General features: G+C 43.6%; 17 protein-coding genes. 9 read left to right on the forward strand and 8 right to left on the reverse strand.

Annotated features, from left to right (window positions below; all coding sequences use genetic code 11):
- Nucleotides 1–6: 6 nt before the first annotated feature.
- Together PDUR_RS02875 and PDUR_RS02880 are read right to left on the reverse strand one after the other, a co-directional pair.
- Nucleotides 7–582, reverse strand: coding sequence for a hypothetical protein (locus PDUR_RS02875; RefSeq protein ID WP_042205011.1), 576 nt, complete (start codon nucleotides 580–582; stop codon nucleotides 7–9).
- Between the two features lie 978 nt (nucleotides 583–1,560).
- On the reverse strand, nucleotides 1,561–2,475 hold the full coding sequence (locus tag PDUR_RS02880) for a phosphatidate cytidylyltransferase (RefSeq protein ID WP_042205012.1): 915 nt from the start codon (nucleotides 2,473–2,475) through the stop codon (nucleotides 1,561–1,563).
- 99 nt (nucleotides 2,476–2,574) lie between these two features.
- Between PDUR_RS02880 and PDUR_RS02885 the strand changes: the two genes are divergently transcribed.
- Both PDUR_RS02885 and PDUR_RS02890 read left to right on the forward strand, forming a co-directional pair.
- On the forward strand, nucleotides 2,575–3,117 hold the full coding sequence (locus PDUR_RS02885; protein WP_042205013.1) for a hypothetical protein: 543 nt from the start codon (nucleotides 2,575–2,577) through the stop codon (nucleotides 3,115–3,117).
- 12 nt (nucleotides 3,118–3,129) lie between these two features.
- Complete coding sequence (locus PDUR_RS02890) at nucleotides 3,130–3,609, forward strand: DinB family protein (protein WP_042205014.1); 480 nt, start codon at nucleotides 3,130–3,132, stop codon at nucleotides 3,607–3,609.
- 114 nt (nucleotides 3,610–3,723) lie between these two features.
- Here PDUR_RS02890 and tlp read toward each other — a convergent pair whose 3' ends face one another.
- The gene (gene tlp / locus PDUR_RS02895; RefSeq protein WP_042205015.1) at nucleotides 3,724–3,948 is read right to left on the reverse strand and encodes a small acid-soluble spore protein Tlp; all 225 of its coding nucleotides are present in this window, start codon (nucleotides 3,946–3,948) and stop codon (nucleotides 3,724–3,726) included.
- Between the two features lie 129 nt (nucleotides 3,949–4,077).
- On the opposite strand from tlp, the gene PDUR_RS02900 reads away from it, so the two are divergent.
- Complete coding sequence (locus PDUR_RS02900; protein ID WP_052409966.1) at nucleotides 4,078–4,860, forward strand: nitrilase-related carbon-nitrogen hydrolase; 783 nt, start codon at nucleotides 4,078–4,080, stop codon at nucleotides 4,858–4,860.
- Nucleotides 4,861–5,305: 445 nt separating this feature from the next.
- Here the strand turns inward: PDUR_RS02900 and PDUR_RS02905 are convergent, their stop codons facing one another.
- The 3 genes from PDUR_RS02905 to PDUR_RS02915 form a co-directional block, all read right to left on the reverse strand.
- On the reverse strand, nucleotides 5,306–6,025 hold the full coding sequence (locus PDUR_RS02905; RefSeq protein WP_042205018.1) for a glycosyltransferase family 2 protein: 720 nt from the start codon (nucleotides 6,023–6,025) through the stop codon (nucleotides 5,306–5,308).
- Nucleotides 6,025–6,762: a glycosyltransferase family 2 protein gene (locus PDUR_RS02910; protein WP_042205019.1), complete on the reverse strand. Its 738-nt coding sequence runs from the start codon at nucleotides 6,760–6,762 to the stop codon at nucleotides 6,025–6,027. Before PDUR_RS02910 ends, PDUR_RS02905 begins: the two co-directional genes overlap by 1 nt.
- A 208-nt stretch (nucleotides 6,763–6,970) precedes the next feature.
- Nucleotides 6,971–7,852 carry a GNAT family N-acetyltransferase gene (locus PDUR_RS02915; RefSeq protein ID WP_156130255.1) on the reverse strand — a complete coding sequence of 294 codons (882 nt, stop codon included), beginning with the start codon at nucleotides 7,850–7,852 and terminating at the stop codon, nucleotides 6,971–6,973.
- 548 nt (nucleotides 7,853–8,400) lie between these two features.
- On the opposite strand from PDUR_RS02915, the gene PDUR_RS02920 reads away from it, so the two are divergent.
- The 4 genes from PDUR_RS02920 (at nucleotide 8,401) to PDUR_RS02935 (ending at nucleotide 14,299) form a co-directional block, all read left to right on the forward strand.
- Nucleotides 8,401–9,387: a phosphotransferase gene (locus PDUR_RS02920; RefSeq protein ID WP_042205021.1), complete on the forward strand. Its 987-nt coding sequence runs from the start codon at nucleotides 8,401–8,403 to the stop codon at nucleotides 9,385–9,387.
- A gap of 394 nt (nucleotides 9,388–9,781) precedes the next feature.
- Nucleotides 9,782–12,385 carry a phosphoenolpyruvate synthase gene (ppsA, locus tag PDUR_RS02925; RefSeq protein WP_042205022.1) on the forward strand — a complete coding sequence of 868 codons (2,604 nt, stop codon included), beginning with the start codon at nucleotides 9,782–9,784 and terminating at the stop codon, nucleotides 12,383–12,385.
- A gap of 200 nt (nucleotides 12,386–12,585) precedes the next feature.
- The gene (locus tag PDUR_RS02930; protein ID WP_042205023.1) at nucleotides 12,586–13,638 is read left to right on the forward strand and encodes an alpha/beta fold hydrolase; all 1,053 of its coding nucleotides are present in this window, start codon (nucleotides 12,586–12,588) and stop codon (nucleotides 13,636–13,638) included.
- A 61-nt stretch (nucleotides 13,639–13,699) separates the two neighbouring features.
- On the forward strand, nucleotides 13,700–14,299 hold the full coding sequence (locus PDUR_RS02935) for a TetR/AcrR family transcriptional regulator (RefSeq protein WP_042205024.1): 600 nt from the start codon (nucleotides 13,700–13,702) through the stop codon (nucleotides 14,297–14,299).
- Between the two features lie 64 nt (nucleotides 14,300–14,363).
- Here the strand turns inward: PDUR_RS02935 and PDUR_RS02940 are convergent, their stop codons facing one another.
- Nucleotides 14,364–14,747: a tautomerase family protein gene (locus PDUR_RS02940; protein ID WP_042205026.1), complete on the reverse strand. Its 384-nt coding sequence runs from the start codon at nucleotides 14,745–14,747 to the stop codon at nucleotides 14,364–14,366.
- A gap of 133 nt (nucleotides 14,748–14,880) precedes the next feature.
- Here PDUR_RS02940 and PDUR_RS02945 point away from each other — a divergent pair, with 133 nt between their 5' ends.
- Together PDUR_RS02945 and PDUR_RS02950 are read left to right on the forward strand one after the other, a co-directional pair.
- Nucleotides 14,881–15,807, forward strand: coding sequence for a LysR family transcriptional regulator (locus PDUR_RS02945; protein WP_042205027.1), 927 nt, complete (start codon nucleotides 14,881–14,883; stop codon nucleotides 15,805–15,807).
- Nucleotides 15,808–16,179: 372 nt separating this feature from the next.
- Nucleotides 16,180–16,920 carry a DMT family transporter gene (locus tag PDUR_RS02950; protein WP_052409967.1) on the forward strand — a complete coding sequence of 247 codons (741 nt, stop codon included), beginning with the start codon at nucleotides 16,180–16,182 and terminating at the stop codon, nucleotides 16,918–16,920.
- Between the two features lie 90 nt (nucleotides 16,921–17,010).
- On the opposite strand, the gene PDUR_RS02955 is transcribed toward PDUR_RS02950, so the two are convergent.
- Nucleotides 17,011–18,054 (reverse strand): zinc-binding alcohol dehydrogenase family protein, encoded by a 1,044-nt coding sequence (locus PDUR_RS02955; protein WP_042205028.1) that lies wholly within the window; start codon nucleotides 18,052–18,054, stop codon nucleotides 17,011–17,013.
- Nucleotides 18,055–18,116 lie beyond the last annotated feature (62 nt).

Genomic DNA, 18,116 nt, shown 5'->3' on the forward strand with positions numbered 1-18,116 from the left:
TTTTAATTAATTTTTTTGGTTGGAATTTAAAGGGCCTTTTCTCGTGGGAAGCAACAAGAGCTTGCTGAGATCGTAATAGGTTTCTTCAAAAGCAATATGATATTTTTCGTACAAAGCAGAGAAATTTTCAGTAGATGAGATTATTTCTTTAGCTGGTATGTAGACAAATCGGGGCCAATTCTCTGTAGTTTGGTAACCCTCAAGTTTAATGTTTTTGACGGCTAAATTTGTAAATGATAATTTTATATCATGATCTTTATCAAAGGAGATTTTGCATATAGCTGTTCCTCTTCCCCTATTTCTTTTTACCAGTCTACCAATCTTTCTATCATCTGGTCGAAAGACACCAAGGAATTTTGAAGCGATCATTTCGCTAATTCTTTCAACTGAGATCGGGTCGTGCAAATCATTAACTTCGTTTATCGTTTTTCCATAGCTGTAGAGTGCCTTCATAATGTTGGTTTTACCAACACTAGTTTCTCCGCTAATTATATTAATATGTCTAGCAAAGGGAATTGTGATATCTGAAAACAATGTGAAATCGGTAAATTCAATTTCTGTAATACTTCGATTATCTGACATATCAAGCCCCCCATTAAATTAATTGTATACCTCTAGTGTATCCAACTTTAATTGTGATTAAGCAAAAAGATTCAGATAAATTCTATTATAAACCACAGAATGAGAGTTTGCATTCATTCAGGGGGCGTGTCGGGCATGTCTTATCTTAGAACGGGTAGAATTAAAACTTGCCGTTTCAGACAGCGCGGAGAACCGTACCACAAGTAGAGCAAGGTTTTTTAGAAACGGCGTATTTGCTCGATCATTTATCAAGCTTACTTAATTATGTAAGGGGAAATATTAGTACCCACCGCTTCCCAAAACGGCTGATAGCCAATTGGGTATATCATCAATATCTATATTCCTACCTGGATTTATGTTTGGCTTTAACTTTGGTTTAGGTTTAGGAGTGAATGGTAGAGTTCCGCAGGAAAGTATCCTTTAGATATGAGATAGGGTAAGGTTAAACTCATTTGACGGGCCATAATTAACTTCCGTTCTCTATATGGGTAAGTTTATTTTAGAAGTTATTTTGATAATATTCCACAAAAAGTTACATACTCCTTCACGATACTATTTTCCCTACTGCTAAAGAAAAAATAGACTTTTTTTTCTCTCCCATTCTCTTCTCTTAAGAGGGGGCCTCTGGTGACCCATGCTTGGGGTAAAGAAAAACGGACGTCTTGGCAATGCAGCCTCGAGGGGAGCTCTATCAAATGCGAAAAGAATCACGTGGAGTAAACTTTATGCAGAGAAACATGGATTAGTTGTATTGCTATTTACCGTTAACAGCGATATAGCTTATGGTCTGAATTTCAGTATTTAGGGCATCCAATAAGGTGCAATATAAACTCGCCGTTACAGACAGCGCGCTAAACAGTATCACAAACAGTGGCAAGTTTTTGGATGGGAAACTTCGCAAAAATCGTGGAAAAGGCTTCGGAGGAAGGGGTCTACCTAAGCCTCCCTCCGAAAGCATCTAGTTTCGATGGCATCCACCTACATAAAATCAAAAAAATAACGGATCACGTGGAAAAAGACCGGCGTGGTGTAGGTCAGGCTATCGACCCGGCTTAAGTAGCTCTTTTTCAACGCATCGAACTTATCGCCATCGCCGATTAGCAAATCCCGCTTCAGTACAGAAACGGTTAAGCTGCCGAAGAAACCGCTCAAGCTAATCAGCATACCGGAAAAGATACCAAATGTCAGGTCAAACGGCGTCAGGTAGGGGTAGATCAGATACGATGCCCCTGTCGTTACGAGAAATGCGGATGCGAAGCCTTCCCAGGTTAAATTCGGGTTGGCGGTCGGGACCACCTTCCGCTTGCCGAAATAGATGGATGCGAGATAGTGTACAGCATCGCCAAGCTGCGTCAGCACCACCAGAAAAAGCACAAGACCGGCTCCGTACTGCGGCGAAGCAATTTGGAAATAGGCCAGGTGGCTAAGTCCGAAGACCATCAGCATGAGTCCCCACTGGGCCCGGCTGACGCTTCGCAGAAATCCGACCGTTCCTTTGTTGATCAATCTCGGGAGCGGCAGGAACAAGAATACATAGATAGGAATGAAGACAATAAACATCCCGTACCACCCGATATAAATCCAATAGAACTGCACGGGAATCGACAAATACGCCCATAGAAACAGCCTGCGGTCGGCTTTTTTCGACTTGATCATGGAAAAGTATTCTTTGAGCGCGAAGAAGGCAAGCACCATAAGGGAAAGGAGCGAAACGACCGGATTGAAAAAGGTGGCGAAGCAAAAAATGAGAAACATGCCCCACCAGGTTTTGATGCGAAAGCCAAGGCCCGAATAGTCTTTGTCCGGCTGTATTCTGCCCATTACATAATACAGGAGATGGATGACGGATAAGACTGCAAAAATAAGGACCATCGTTAATAGCGAACTGTTCATTGCCAATCACCAACTTATATTGCAGGGTAGGATTCCAGTAAAGGGATCTTATGCTATTATGAAGGAAACGTTCACACTTGATAAGGGGAAAATTTGTAAATGGCAGCTGATCAATCGGTTTATATCCTGCTAACGAATACCGGAACACTTTTTACGAAACTCATTCAAGGCTACACGAAAGCACCCTACAATCACGCCTCGATTTCCTTCAACCGGGAGCTTTCGGAGCTGTACAGCTTCGGGAGAAAGCATCCGAGCAACCCCCTGAATGGCGGATTTGTGAAGGAGGATCTCAAGACAGGCACATTCAGCAAGTATCCGAATACGACGTGCGTTATCTACGAGCTTCAAGTAACAAGCCGGGAAGTTGAGAAAATGAAGCGGGTTCTGCAAATCTTTATCCGAAGCCGCCAAAAGTACCTCTATAACATTCTGGGCGTGATCGGCATCGCGCTAAAAGAACCGGTCGAATTCAGCAACTCCTACTTTTGTTCGCAATTCGTCGCGGAAATTCTGGAACGGTCCGGTATAAAGCTATGGAATAAGCTGCCTGCGCTCGTTACACCGGACGATTTTCGGCAAAACGACCGGCTGCATTTGATCTACGAAGGGAAATTAAGCGAGTACGAGCCGGGGCTCTGAGGAGGGGAGAAAATGGTTCATGCGAAGGATGTCCTTAGCAATCAATTATTAGCCAATGCTAATGACCCGAGCTGGTATATCCCGTTCATGCAGACGGCTCGGGACATTATGGAGGAAGAAGCCTTTTGGAAGCCTGACCCAAACAGCAGCAGTATCGCTGAGCTTACCCAGCATCTGCTGTATTGGAATGAAACGTGGCAGATCAGGTACCAGCAGCGCCGGATGGACGCTGTGCCCGCTGTTGGAGATAACAACGACAGCTTTGTCATACCGGAGAACACTACATTTCGCGACTTGAGTGCAGAGCTACTGAAGGTGCTTTTAGGGTGGCAGGAGCTGCTGACCGATGAAAGCCTCGAAACCGGGGTGACAGGATTTCCAGCGCCGGCTAAATGGTGGGAGATCATCAGCAATGCAGCAACCCACAATGCCTATCATATTGGGCAAATGGTCTATATCCGTAAGCTGTGGAAGGCGAATATGAGGGAATAGGGTGCGGGGTAGTGATTGCGGACCGTGTAACCTAGTTATCCGTACCGGGTTATGGGCTCACGAAAAAGCAGATCCGGCCTCGCTTGAATTTCTGGCCGGATCTGCTGTTTTTAACTACTCTTTCGAATGCGCCGCTTCGTCCTTCACTTCTTCCCGGAAGCCTTTAATGCTTTCTTTACGGCGCTCATTCTTGTCTTCGATTTGCTTACGTTCCTCGCTGCTGATTTCCGAGGCAAATTCATTTAAATAGTCCTCAGCTTCATGAAGATTTCTCTGTGTATTCTGAATACTTTGCTGTAAATGCTCGACATTATCCGCCCGATTATCCGGTTTTGCCATTCGTTATCGCCTCCTGGAGTTTAAAGTGCTTATTGGAGCACTAACAGGTAGCTTGATCGCGATTGGAGGATTTTATGCAAATCACAGGTATCCAGATAAGAGAAGAAGATTGTGGGGGAGGTTAATGATATGATCATTGGTTCATTACAAATGAATGTAGAAAAAAAGGATAAGATAAAAAACTTAAACACAATTGAGAAGCTAATCAATCATTCGGTAGATTCGGTTGATTTGGTTGTCATGCCTGAGCTATTCTCAACAGGTTATTTTTTTGACTCAGCAAGCGAATTGATGGAAATCGCAGAAGAAATTCCTAACGGATATACAACAAACAGGCTTAGTGGAATTGCTAAAAGTTCAAATTGTCATTTCGTTGGAGCTATTGTAGAAAAAGAAAAGAGTCATCTTTATATTACTGCAATCGTAGTAGGCCCATCAGGTTATATTGGAAAGCAAAGGAAGAGACATCTTACAGATCATGAATTAGAATTTTTCTCTTGTGGAGAGGACTCGAATGTCTTTGATATCAATGGTTGTAAGATAGGAGTTGTAATATGTTTCGAAGGGTGGTTCCCGGAAAGCTCAAGAGAATTAATGCTAAAAGGGGCACAAATCATTTGTCATTCCGCATTAACCTGTCAGGAAAGAACACTGGATATCATGAGAATCCGGGCGATTGAAAACAAAGCGTATTTGATTTTAGCCAATAGTATAAGCACCGAGTATCTTAATAAGGAGGCCATCACCTTTAGAGGAGACAGCAGAGTAATCGATTATGATGGAAATATTTTGGTCAATGCAGGACAAGAAGAGAAACTAATCACAGTAGAAGTAAATGAAGAACATACGATTCGTAAAGATTTGGATGACTGTAAGGATTTGATTGCGGAAGTTAAAAAGCATACATACTAATATATAAACCGACAATTTTTGGTATTTACTTATTTCCTGCTTATCCATTACTTACACTTCCAGAATAATGGTAATTTCGCGGATTATTTTTATTTACTATGTTAGTATAATCTTTGTAATTTTCTTCATAACCTTTTCTTTTCCTCCAGATTTGGGTGATCTGGAGGTTTTTTTGTTCTAAACTTGGGGACAGTGCTTTAGCAGCTGAACGCCAGACGATGAACCAGATCGACCTGTTCGTCGTGGAAATCAGGGTTATGTAAATGTGATGTGGACCGGACCGCAGCATTGGGAAGGGCCGATTGATTTATAGGGCTGTTAGAACAAGGCGAGCTCCTCGAATTGGGTCGCTTTGAGAAAATCTGGGCGGGAAAAATCCGCTCATTGTACACTCTTGGCGAGACAATTGGGAGGAGCTTGCGGCCTTTTTAATAGCTAAAGAAGCTTAGCCTCGGGATACAAATTTTCTAATGTTTTTCACTTTCAGCACTTTAACATTTCTTGTTAAGAGAGATTTATCGCTTACGATCCAGGTATGATCTATAGAGTTCCTTCTGCGGATCGCGTAGAAGTTGTGTGGACTTCCTGAATAAATCTTAAAGCCTTTTGCCCGGCTGTCGGAACAAAACTTTACACATTCGCCCCGATTTCGATTGGGAAAATGAACCTTGCTGAACACATGCCGTTTTACGAGCAGGGTCGCTCCTTGAACAAGGGGAACATGCTTATTAGCCATATTAAAGTAACGAAGCAGAAGAGTTTTTTTACCATTCAAATACATATAGTGGGCTCGTTTGCCTGCAATATCGGCGTTTGTCTTTAACAAGATTCGCACACTATCTGTTAAATAGCCTGGAGCATAATAATCGTCATCATCGAATTTGGCTATTAGGCTGTATTTAGATATTTTAACTCCGTAATTCAGGCATTGACCAAGCGATACATGCTCCGGCAAGCTGTAAATCCTTACGTTCTTATATGATTTTGCCGCATTTATATACTCGTTCATCTTCAGGTTGTTATGATTTAATATGACGATAAGCTCTTTATTCCGATAATTCTGTCTGCTGTAGTTATGAAAAAGGGTGTCCATGCATTGCCGCCGTTTGGTGCAAGTAATGATGGAAACCGCATTCTGAGTACGGGAGATATCGGGTCCCGCCATTAGAGAACGCCCTTTGGCTTTCTTTGTGCAAATCGCTTGTAATTCTTAACATTAGGGATTGTTCTATGGTGGGCGATCAGTTCTTTGTCGCTGATGATCCAGGTATGGTTGGATGAATTTTTCCTGCGGATGGCCACAAAGTTAAATCTTCCTGCAGAATACACCTTGTATCCTTTCCTCTTGCTTCTTACGCAAAACAGATCATCCTCACCAACGCTTTGATTGGGAAACCTCACCTTGTTTAATACGTCCCGCTTAATAACGAGCGTCGCGCCTGGAAGCTTGGTTGCGGGCCGATTTTCATCTTGGGGAAACCGAAGAATAAGAGTCTTTGATCCACGCAGATACATATAATGTGCGCGCTTTCCTATGATATCCGCTTTAGTTCTTTTAAATGCCTGCAAGCTGTCGGTCAAATAATAGGGGGCGTAATAATCGTCGTCATCGAACTTGGCAATGTAGCTGTTTTTCGCTTTCCGGACGGCATAGTTTAAACAAGCACCGAGAGATTGATGTCCCGGAACGCGGAAAACTTGTATGTTTTTATGCTTTTTCGCTAAGCGCTGATAGGGTGCAAGCGGTATTTTATCGTTGTTGACAATAATGATGAGTTCTTTCCGTGGATGACGCTGTCTAATGTAATTATTAATAATGTTTCCTATATAACCTTGGCGATTCGTGCAGGTAATAATGGAAACTCCCTGCTGTTTGATAGATTTTCTTGGGCTGGCTTCCATCACATCGCTCCCCTTATCCGTGATACTAGAATATCTCACTATACAATATGTAATTGCTAGACGAGGGTAACGGCATATCCACCATGGCGTATAAGCACAAAAATAGACGGTACAGGCAGCGGCTGCGAGGCGCCGATATTAAAGCCGAACTGCTCGGCTATGCCTACTGTTCGGACGCTTATCCTGTCACATTACCCGTGCCAGCGTTCTACCATACTTTTGACCATTTCTCGCGATAGCAAACGGTTTCGAAGCCAATACTGGTGTAGAACTCGGGAGCACCGCCAAAACAATATGTGGCTCCAAATTTGTGTGTGTGCTTCATCGATTCGGTTATTGCAATGGTTGCAAGCCCCATTCTGCGGTACCGCGGATCAGTCACAAGCGGCTCGATATAAGCAAAATCATTAACCTCGTCCATCCACATGCCTGCAAAACAGGCATATTCTCCGTTTGGCGCCTTAATAATGGTGGTGAGGTCTTTTCGGAAATGGGGTGCGCTCTGCATGAGCATTCTGCAATCCAAATCATCATCAGGTTCATCCTCATGATCGAAACCCCGCCATAACACATCATGGATTTTGCGAAAATCATTTTCATCCTCTAAGGTTATGATTGAAAATCCCTCCGGCAATACCCTTTCATGAAATCCATTTTCATATTTGAAGACCGTAATGGGCGCGCTCCAATCTTTGCCGTATCCTTTTTGTAAGAGTGCTTTCTTTAGCTGATCTTCATAGTCAAATACATAAATATCAAGGCTTTTTTGATGATTGGCGACTTTGGACAGCTCTTTTTCCGCATAATCGATCATGCCCGGCTTCATATACTCGTATCCGGTTTTGGTTAGAAAGTAACATTCCCCTAGATCCAGTTCATAACAGGCGACAGCAGCGATCTCCCCGTTATCCTCCCAAATGCCAAATCGGTGTGTCAGATTATGATTAAAGTAAGGATGGGTATGAGCATATTCCCAGAACGGTTGCGGGATATTGCCGCCCAGTTGGTATCGCTGAAAGTTGCGCCGAATGAATTCATTGACACGCTCAAAATCCGACAGCAATTTATATCTCCTAAATGTGATGCTCAATTCGTTATCCTCCCAATACGCGTATTGTTGACCGGTTCAGCTTTCTTTCCTTGGCATTTCAGATATGCCTATCCCGTTAGGGCTGCCTGAAGAACAAAAAAACTGCAAGAAGGCAGTGCCTTCTTACAGTCCTTTATTTCAACTTGGCCTCGGACATGACAGTACAAATAAAACGAATGTTGTTTATCCGTCATCCGAAATCGGCCGTATGAAATTCCAGTTCTATAAGCTGACTCTTCTACCTGCTAAAAGAGCACACCAAGCAACCTAACAAGATAGGCATGGTACCCTTCTTTGTATCCTTTTTGATGTACGAATATCAATGGATTAGCAAGTAGTAATTATCAACTTATATTACCTCCCTCAGCGGTTATATAGAAATAATATCCAAAAAAGCCCCGGGAATCAAATTCCTTGGGCTTTTCATATGGCTATTTTTGCAAAGACCTTATTCAACATCATAACAAATCGCCAAGAAACAGTCTATACTTTTTTTTCCAAATCACCTATATTGATCATGCAATAATTCAATAGAAGGAGAGTGGAATATGGACGGATGGAGTCATTTATTACAGGGAAAACTCGGGGTTTGGGTAAAAAGGATTTTTGGAAGGGGTTATCATCCGGAAGAGGTAGTGCAGCTGCGCGGCGGAGCGCAGAAAGTCGTTTATTTGGTTCGTTGTTCGAACGGCTTTCGTTTTATTCTGTATGTTTGGGATTTGCGGATGAACTACTTTCGGGAAGAGCTGGAGCAAGAGGAACAATCGGAACCCATATCCGGTTACGGGGGGAAACAATTTCAAACGGTTAACGCCTATCTGAGGAACCTTCAGGTTCGTACACCGGAACTCTATCACTTTGCACCGGGAGGTCTTGAGGGCGAGGCGGATTTCGCATTTGTCGAGTACATCGATGGAAAAGAAGCCTCGGATTTCTTTCAAGCTGATCCCGAAATTCAAGATCAAGTATTCGAACCTCTTTCCGGGATGTTGAACCGAATGCATCAACAAACTAGGGGACATTGGGGGAAACTACATGAACCGATACCGGAAGCGCCTTCCGGGTGTCATTTACCCATGTTGACAAATGCTTACCGGCAGCTGGAATATTTGTCCGCTAATATTTCGGAATTTCAGAATCATCACGGCAAGTTTGTTCAAGTAATAGAAGATTTAGCTGCAAAAATCGTAACAAGATCGTGTTACAGCTTTATCCATGCTGAGCTGGGACCGAACCATGTTCTCGTGGACGATCAGTTGCGTCCGTGGCTGATCGATATCGAAGGTGCCTTGTTTTTCGATCCTGAATATGAACACAGCTTCATGGAGTTCCGGTTCGACAACTACAGACGTTACTTGAAGCATACTCAGCTGGACCCCCATAGAATGGCTTTCTATAAGCTGTATCATCATATTTCCTACAGTGCCGGTCCCCACCGGTTGCTTCAAAGAGGATATCCGGACGCAGAATTAGTTAAACAAATCATGGAGTTTAATACGCAGAGTGCCTTTCAGATTCTTACAGATTATTTATAGGAGAAGCAAGGCCATTGGTGAAGCCCAACTTGTCGTTCATTTTGAAAAGAGAGGACCATCCATCCGGATGGCCTCTAATAAACTTGCCGTTACAGACAGCGCGATGAACCGTATCATAAGTAACGGCAAGTTCCGGATGTTGATGAGCACTTTGCCGGACAGAAATGAAAATAACCCCTTTATTAAGGGGTTGGTCACTAAGCGTGACTCATAAAAAAAGAACCTGCTTTATCAGGTTCTTTTATATTGCCTATATACAGACACAATGATATAATCAAATTGCAATTTTTTTGATAAAAATATTCAGAATTAACTCATCTTACAATTTAATTGTACCATGCCCCTAAACTCTTGTCAAATGCTTTTCTCAATTTAATTTTAGGAGAGATGTTGAATGAGTTGTTTGGTTCTTGATTTTCAGGAAATGGATGAAACGCAGCTTTTGCTCATTGGCGGGAAAGGGCTGCATTTAGGGGAGTTATCAAAAATGGAAGGAATACAAGTACCAGAAGGCTTCTGTGTTACAACGGCGGCATATCAAGAAGCCATCGAACATAACGAAACTTATTATGCTTTGCTCAATCGACTAACCCCGCTAAAAGTGGAGGATCGAGATCAAATTGGCGAAATCAGCAGGGAAATCCGACAAATCATTATGGAAGCAACAATTCCTTCCGATGTTGTGGAAGCAGTTACTCAATATCTCTCCCGGTTTGGTGATGAACATGCTTATGCGGTGCGTTCTAGTGCGACTGCCGAAGATCTGCCGCATGCCTCTTTTGCCGGTCAACAAGACACCTATTTAAATATCATCGGCAAAGAATCAATTATGCAGCATATCAGTAAATGTTGGGCTTCCCTGTTCACGGAGCGCGCGGTAATCTACCGTATGCAGAATGGATTCGACCACAGCCAGGTTTATTTATCCGTTATCGTTCAAAGGATGGTTTTCCCGCAGGCCTCAGGGATTTTATATACCGCTGATCCGATTAACTCCAACCGAAAGCTGCTGTCCATCAATGCCAGTTTTGGGCTTGGAGAAGCACTGGTCTCCGGCTTGGTATCTGCCGATTGTTATAAAGTGCGGGAAGAGGAAATCGTCGAGAAGAGGATCGCAACCAAAAAATTGGCTATCTATGGACTAAAGGAAGGCGGAACCGAGACCCGGCAGATCGATCCCGATCGGCAAAAGATTCAAACCCTTTCTAAGCAGCAAATTTTACAACTGGCACACATCGGAAGACAAATCGAAGCTTATTTTGGCTGCCCGCAAGATATCGAATGGTGTTTGGCTGATGATACCTTTTATATTGTCCAGAGTCGGCCAATCACTACTTTATACCCGATCCCTGAAGCGAATGATCAAGAAAATCACGTCTATATCTCTGTTGGTCATCAACAAATGATGGCAGATCCCATAAAACCATTGGGATTGTCTTTTTACCTGTTAATTACTCCTGCACCTATGCGTAAAGCCGGTGGGAGGTTGTTTGTTGATGTTGCACCTAGGCTGGCTACATCTGTCGGCCGGGAAGCTTTATTAAATACCCTGGCATCCGATCCGCTCATAAAAGGCGCACTCATGACCATAATAGAGCGAGATTTTATAAAATTGTTACCAAATGATCAAACAGCACAGATTCTGGGCAGAAGTAATACAGATATGCTGGCACAATTCGAGAACGATCCGACAATCGTTTCTGATTTGATTAAGCGTAGTCAAGCATCGATAGAAGAGTTAAAACAAAACATCCAAGCGAAATCGGGATCCGATTTATTTGATTTTATTCTGGAAGATATCCAGCAATTAAAGAAGATCTTATTTGACCCGCAAAGTACGGCTGTGTTTATGGCTGCTATAAATGCTACATCATGGATCAATGAAAACATGAACGAGTGGTTAGGCGAAAAAAACGCAGCAGATACGCTTTCTCAATCTGTATCAAACAATATTACTTCAGAAATGGGTCTGGCGCTACTGGGGGTCGCGGATGTGATTCGTCCATACCCGGAAGTCATTGACTATTTGCAGCATGCAAAAGAAGATAACTTTCTGGATGAACTGGTTAAGTTTGATGGAGGAAGTGAAGCCCAAGACGCTATCTATGATTATCTCAGCAAATACGGAATGCGATGTGCCGGAGAAATCGATATTACGAAAACTCGTTGGAGTGAAAAACCAATCACACTTGTTCCCATGATTCTTGGTAACATCAAAAACTTTGAGCCAAATGCCGGCAATCGGAAATTTGAGCAAGGGCGGCGCGTTGCTTTAGAAAAAGAACAAGAGTTAATCGATCGATTGAAGCAATTACCGGATGGTGAACAAAAAGCCAAAGAAACCAAACGAATGATCGACCTCATCCGGAATTTCATCGGCTACCGGGAATATCCAAAATACGGCAAAGTAAGTCGCTACTTCGTTTATAAGCAGGCTTTACTGAAAGAAGCCGAACAACTCGTTCAAGCTGGCGTTATCCATGACAAAGAAGATATATACTATCTCACTTTTGAAGAACTTCACGAAGCCGTACGCACCAATAAAGTGGATTATCAGATCATCACCAAACGAATAGACGAGTACAAATTGTATGAAAAGCTAACTCCTCCACGTATTATCACGTCTGACGGTGAAATCATTACGGGTGAGTACAATCGAGAAAATTTGCCGGCTAATGCGATTGTAGGTCTACCTGTTTCTTCCGGAGTGATAGAAGGAAGAGCGCGTGTCATTTTAAACATGGAAAATGCCGATCTGGAAGATGGAGATATATTAGTCACCTCCTTTACTGACCCGGGCTGGACACCCTTATTTGTATCCATAAAAGGTCTAGTCACCGAAGTTGGCGGACTGATGACCCATGGAGCAGTTATCGCGCGTGAGTATGGCTTGCCGGCAGTTGTCGGAGTGGAGAATGCAACCAAACTGATCAAAGACGGGCAACGAATTCGCGTGAATGGAACAGAAGGGTATATCGAAATTTTAGAACGGCATTGAGCAAAATGAGGTTGAAGAAGGGCCATCCTACAAAGGGCGGCCCTAAAACTTGCTGTTACGGAAGCCGCAGACTTCTTCGTAACGGGAAACACAGTGCTGCTAATTCACGGGATTGACAATAAGCGGGAAAAGTTATACTTTAATAATGAGTGAGTTACTCACTCACTCATTAAATTCAGCCTCTGAAGGAGTTGCAAAAGATGAGTAAAAAGAACATCCTGCCGGATTTATTACTGCGAAAACACAATCGGCGTAAGAACACCAGGCTGCTTCAGATTCATACGCCGAATCGAATCGTTGAAAGTCGTTACGTGAAAATCGGCGGTATCGACCAATGGGTAACTATACGGGGAGAGGATTACCATAACCCCGTTCTATTGTTCATCCATGGCGGACCAGCTTCCCCGTATTCCATTTTCAGCCCGTTATTGCGTTCGTGGGAGAAGCATTTCACAATCGTTCAATGGGATCAGCGAGGCGCTGGCAAAACCTTCACCAGGAACGGAAAAGACGGAAGCGGTACGATCACCTTCGACCGCCTTGCTCAGGACGGCATCGAGTTGGCGGAATATCTGTGCAGCAAACTCCGGCATCAGAAAGTGATTCTCATCGGCAGTTCAGTAGGCAGTCTGATTGGAATTATGATGGCTAAACAGCGTCCCGACCTGTTTTACGCGTATGTCGGTACAGATCAAAATGCTCCGGATCCTCAGCATCAAACGTACAAAGTGACGCTAGGTGCTTTCCGCAATGCTGGCCATGCGAAGGGAGTTCATTTGGTCGAGAAAATGGGGCCGGATCCCACGCAATGGAGCCGCAAAGATTTCGAACGGAGGAATCAGTATCTGGTTAAAGTGATCAACGATGTGCCAAATATGATTATGGACCTCATACTGCCGTCTATGCTCTCTTCCCCGGAACACAAGTTCAGTGATCTCATCCATATTTTTAAAGGGATGAATTACACCCTTGGCCACCTGTTTGACGAGTTAGTGGCTTTTGACTTCGACAAGGTTGGACTGTGCTTTGAATTGCCTTTCTTTATTATGCATGGCGATCAAGATATCATAACGCCAACTGCAACGGCAAAAGCATACTTCGCCAAGATTGAAGCTCCTTTCAAAGAATATGTTCGGATTCGGAATGCCGGTCATCTTGCTTGTTTTGCCCGGCCGGAGCAATTCTTAGAGGAACTTATGAAGCGGGTACGTCCTCTAGCGGCCGGAACAGAGAACGAATTGCAGATGGTATAAATGTAGAGATTTCGTGGTACTATGAGGATAATTTCTTAATAAGATTGGAGATTGAGGCTCATTGTCCCCATTAAATAAACACCAGCTGAATCTGATCCGCGACGAGCGCAGAGAACAGATTAAGCAAGCGGCGCTTAAACTATTTGCCCGGCGCGGATACCCGGGAACGAAGACGAGTATGATCGCTGCGGAAGCTGGTATCAGCGAAGGCCTTATTTTCCGGTATTTCAAATCCAAAGAAGAGCTGTTCACTACGCTCGTTCAAGAGTTAATGGAAGAAGCGGAGAAGGAAACCGAGAACCTTCAATATTTGTCCGGCTCTCCCTATGAACAAATCAAGACTTTAACCCAAGGCATGCTGGACGAGAGCAGTAAATATGCATTTATGTTCATTCTAAGGGCACGTAAGACGGGTGAAATTCCAGAGGCTGCAGCACGGATTCTGGAACAACATTCAGTGGATGTTGTACTCGACAGGCTGATTCCAATCTTTGTTCAAGGGCAGCAAGCTGGAGAATTCTCCTCGGGAGATCCACGGAAGCTGTTGGCCTGGTACTTTTACATCATCAATTGTCTTATTTTGGAGGAAGTTGAGATGGAAGAGTACGGGTTACCGGATGTGGACTTCTTAATGCGATTATTGACAAACGGGAAAAGCTAGCTCAATCTTTCAAATTAAACCCCCTCCTCAAAGTAAAAGGAAGGGGCTGGGGCACCTGTCCATTTTATTCAACATATTGTGCCAGACCGCAACCAAGCGACCAATTCTCTTTTTTGATCTCAATGAGACTTATGAAGACGTCTTCTGGCCGAATTCCCGGTTCCAACTGCAGGAGTTTGGTAATCCGGGAATAAAGCGTTCGTTTTTGCTCCATTGTACGCGTATCGTTTGCTGTAATTTGAATGATAACCAAATCGTCGGTACGTTCAATGTTCCAGTAATTTTTTCCGTAGACAAATCCATCGGGTTCATGTTCGTGAATGACCATAAAGTCGTTGCCATCCGGTACGTCAAAAACCTCACGCATGGCAGTGTACAGATTTTTAAGTATCGCTTGCTTGTACTCAGCGGATTTTCCTTTCAGTAAAGAAACTCTTGTCAGCGCCATGATTATGCCTCCCTGCAATGAAAGTGTATTTTGAATCGATGATGATGTGCTGTATTAATTATATAGTTCTGATATTATTAATAATAATGAATATAATTGATTATTATAATCACTAATAGAGATGGTGCTGCGAATGGATTTACGACAATTGACTATATTTCGAGCGGTAGCTGCAAATCTGAGTTTTACCAAGGCGGCCTCCAGCTTAAACTATGTCCAATCCAATGTCACAACACAGATTCATGCTCTGGAGAAGGAACTGGGCGTGCCCTTATTCGACCGTCTGGGGGGCAAACAGGTAGTCTTGACCGACGCGGGATGCAGGCTTTTGCAATATGCAGAGCAATTGCTATTACTTGCGGAAGAGGCACAGGCAACGGTCTCAGTGAAGGGAGAGCCGCAGGGAACGCTGAGGATTGGAGCAACGGAAACGCTCTGCATTTATCGTCTCCCTTCTCTATTACGTAGATTTCGGACTATGTATCCTGGGGTTCAGGTTGTTTTTCGTCCCAGTCCCGTAACGGAACTTCGGCGTCTCGTTCATTCAGGTGAGCTTGATGTGGCCTTTGTATTCGATGAGGCAGATCATAGTGGGGGGCCGGGGGATGAACTGCTTGCACATGAGCCCGTTTGGGTAGTGGCTGCTCCTGATCATCTTCTGGCAAATAATCAGACGGTTGTTCCGGCGGATATTTCGAAGATGGATCTGCTCTTAACGGAGGCTGGCTGCTGCTACCGCAGCCATTTTGAGCGGATATTAAACCGGAAGGGTGTTTACCCGAGGACGGTGCTCGAGTTTAATAGTATCGAGGCTGTCAAGCAATGCGTCATAAATGGATTAGGGGTAACACTGCTGACGGCTGTTTCCGTCTCCGCAGAAATCTCTCGTGGACAACTCGTAAAGCTGCCCTGGAGAGGTCCTGATCTTACGGTTAAGACGCATCTGGTCTGGCACAAAGATAAATGGTTGTCTCCATCTCTTGAAGCGTTCTTGACTCTTGCTCGTGAGATGCTTGCAAATACTGAGAATATGAACGTTGCCTATACAGACAGCAATTAACAAAATGACCGGACAAGTATCAACTTGTTCGGTCATTTTTATTTTGATTGGCTTAAAATCATCCGTAAGCATGACTCCTTGACGACGATTGCGGGTTAAAAGAGTTACCCCAGGCTCGGACTCAAGCGCGGACGGCACGGCTTACTGCTGGCGAGTATATGTTTTATACATAACAATTTTGTTATGACAACCATTATATATATTCATTTTACTTATGTTAAACCCTGTTGTATCATCTGATTATGGCAAGCAACGGATCAATCAAGCAAAGCCAATTAAACTTGAATTTCCTGCTGTATGGACAGCTTTTCTAAGATGGGTTGTTGCATTGATTCTCCTTATTCCCATTGCCCAAATTGTGGAGAAACCTTCGTGGTTACAAATATGGAAAAAAACCGGGGGATTATCATTTCGTTAGCTGTTTTAGCCATTGTCGTCTATAGCTATCTCATGTATGCTTCACTACAGTTCACATCTGCAGCGAACGGTGCACTAATTAACACGCTCACCCCAGCCTTGATTATGCTCTTTTCGTTGATATTCCTTAGAGAAAAAGTAAGTACCTTTCAGTTCTTGGGATTAATCACTTCATTTATTGGTGTCCTGATTGTTTTGACTAAAGGAAACCTGCTTCAATTGTTTTTGACCCATTATAACAAGGGCGATGCACTCATGTTTTTGGCCGTGTTATGCTGGACTGCCTATTCATTGGTTGTAAAAAAAGCAAAGGGTATCCCACCCATTACATTGGTAGCGATGATAGCGATTGTTGGCACTATTCTGTTGATTCCTTTTTTATTCATGCAACCTCTTCAGTATAAGGAAGTAACTTCTTTCGGTATTATAGGAATTGTTTATTTGGGTGTGTTCCCGGCAGTCGGCTCGTTTATCTTTTGGAATCAAGGCATTAAGATGCTGGGAGCGGGTAAAGCTGGCATAACCATGAATTTGCTGCCTGTCTTTACAGCTATAATTGCCGTTATCTTGGGTCAGGGTCTGGTGATTTCACAAATTGTCGGGGGACTCCTTACGATTGCCGGTATGATATTAACTTCATTAAAACGGAAACAAGTTTCTCCCGAAAAGAGTATGGCGCCTCAGTTGAATGTATAAGTCATGTCTATACTTAGCAGGCGAGCAATCAACACAATGACCGAACAAGCTTCTACTTGCTCGGTCATTTTTATGTGTGGATGGATTAGCTTAGAAATTCTCCAGAACAATCTTTCCTATCGATCTTCCGGTCTCCATTTTTTCATGGGCTAGACGCAGGTTTACCGCATTGATTGGTTCCAAGCGTTCGGCCAGAGTCGTCTTCAGCTTGCCATTATCGATTAGTTCAGCGAGTTGTTTCAGGATATCGTGCTGCTTGCTCATATCTTTGGTTTGGAACATGGCTCGGGTGAACATGAGCTCCCATACAAACGTGACACTTTTATAAAAAAGCAGGTCCATATCCAAACTTCCCGCCTGGGAAGCCTTCGCTACAGGAACGATTGAGCAAATTTTGCCCTGGGGGGCGATAACTTCCGTCATATTCGCAAAATGCTGTACCGTATCATTCAGGCAAAATATATAATCTACGGTCTCAAACCCAATTTCCTTGAGCTGCGGTGCAAAAGGGCTGTTGTGGTTGATTGTAAAATCCGCACCGTGATCTTTGGCCCACTGTACGGATTCCGGACGCGAAGCGGTACCAATTACAGTTAGTCCTGCTAATTTGGCAAGCTGCACAGCTATTGATCCTACTCCTCCTGCGGCCCCGATAATGAGTATGCTTTCGTTTTCCTCTGAGCTATGACTGATTCCCAAACGATCAAATAAGCCCTCCCAAGCAGTAAGCGAGGTTAGCGGCAGGGCGGCGGCTTGGGCGAAATCCAAACTCTTCGGCTTGTATCCCGCAATTCGTTCATCAACCAGGTGAAATTCACTGTTGCCACCTGAACGAGTGACACTGCCCGCATAAAACACCTCGTCTCCTGGCTTGAACAATTGGCACTCAGGTCCAACCTGCTCCACGATCCCGGATACATCCCAACCCAAAATTTTGGGTGATTCTGCCTCATAGTTATTTTTCTCACGAATATCCAGGTCGGCAGGGTTAACAGAGATGGCTTTGACTTTGACAAGCAGATCGCGGCCTGTAGGCACCGGCTTTTCTATATACAGATCAACAAGGCTTTCCGGATCGGTCAAAGGGAGATATCGGTAAGAGCCGACTGCTTTCATTTTTTGGAGATTGCTCATTTCTTTCTCCTTTCAAAATGGTTTATCGTACATCCGAATTATATATTGTATACTTACATTAA

The sequence above is a fragment of the Paenibacillus durus genome, assembly GCF_000756615.1.
Lineage (GTDB): Bacteria > Bacillota > Bacilli > Paenibacillales > Paenibacillaceae > Paenibacillus_AQ > Paenibacillus_AQ durus.

Bases quoted from the DNA above. Each gene is read 5' to 3' on its own strand.
- PDUR_RS02875 (WP_042205011.1), bottom strand. From the start codon at position 582: ATGTCAGATAATCGAAGTATTACAGAAATTGAATTTACCGATTTCACA.
- PDUR_RS02880 (WP_042205012.1), bottom strand. From the start codon at position 2,475: ATGAACAGTTCGCTATTAACGATGGTCCTTATTTTTGCAGTCTTATCC.
- PDUR_RS02885 (WP_042205013.1), top strand. From the start codon at position 2,575: ATGGCAGCTGATCAATCGGTTTATATCCTGCTAACGAATACCGGAACA.
- PDUR_RS02890 (WP_042205014.1), top strand. From the start codon at position 3,130: ATGGTTCATGCGAAGGATGTCCTTAGCAATCAATTATTAGCCAATGCT.
- tlp (WP_042205015.1), bottom strand. From the start codon at position 3,948: ATGGCAAAACCGGATAATCGGGCGGATAATGTCGAGCATTTACAGCAA.
- PDUR_RS02900 (WP_052409966.1), top strand. From the start codon at position 4,078: ATGATCATTGGTTCATTACAAATGAATGTAGAAAAAAAGGATAAGATA.
- PDUR_RS02905 (WP_042205018.1), bottom strand. From the start codon at position 6,025: ATGGCGGGACCCGATATCTCCCGTACTCAGAATGCGGTTTCCATCATT.
- PDUR_RS02910 (WP_042205019.1), bottom strand. From the start codon at position 6,762: ATGGAAGCCAGCCCAAGAAAATCTATCAAACAGCAGGGAGTTTCCATT.
- PDUR_RS02920 (WP_042205021.1), top strand. From the start codon at position 8,401: ATGGACGGATGGAGTCATTTATTACAGGGAAAACTCGGGGTTTGGGTA.
- ppsA (WP_042205022.1), top strand. From the start codon at position 9,782: ATGAGTTGTTTGGTTCTTGATTTTCAGGAAATGGATGAAACGCAGCTT.
- PDUR_RS02930 (WP_042205023.1), top strand. From the start codon at position 12,586: ATGAGTAAAAAGAACATCCTGCCGGATTTATTACTGCGAAAACACAAT.
- PDUR_RS02940 (WP_042205026.1), bottom strand. From the start codon at position 14,747: ATGGCGCTGACAAGAGTTTCTTTACTGAAAGGAAAATCCGCTGAGTAC.
- PDUR_RS02945 (WP_042205027.1), top strand. From the start codon at position 14,881: ATGGATTTACGACAATTGACTATATTTCGAGCGGTAGCTGCAAATCTG.
- PDUR_RS02955 (WP_042205028.1), bottom strand. From the start codon at position 18,054: ATGAGCAATCTCCAAAAAATGAAAGCAGTCGGCTCTTACCGATATCTC.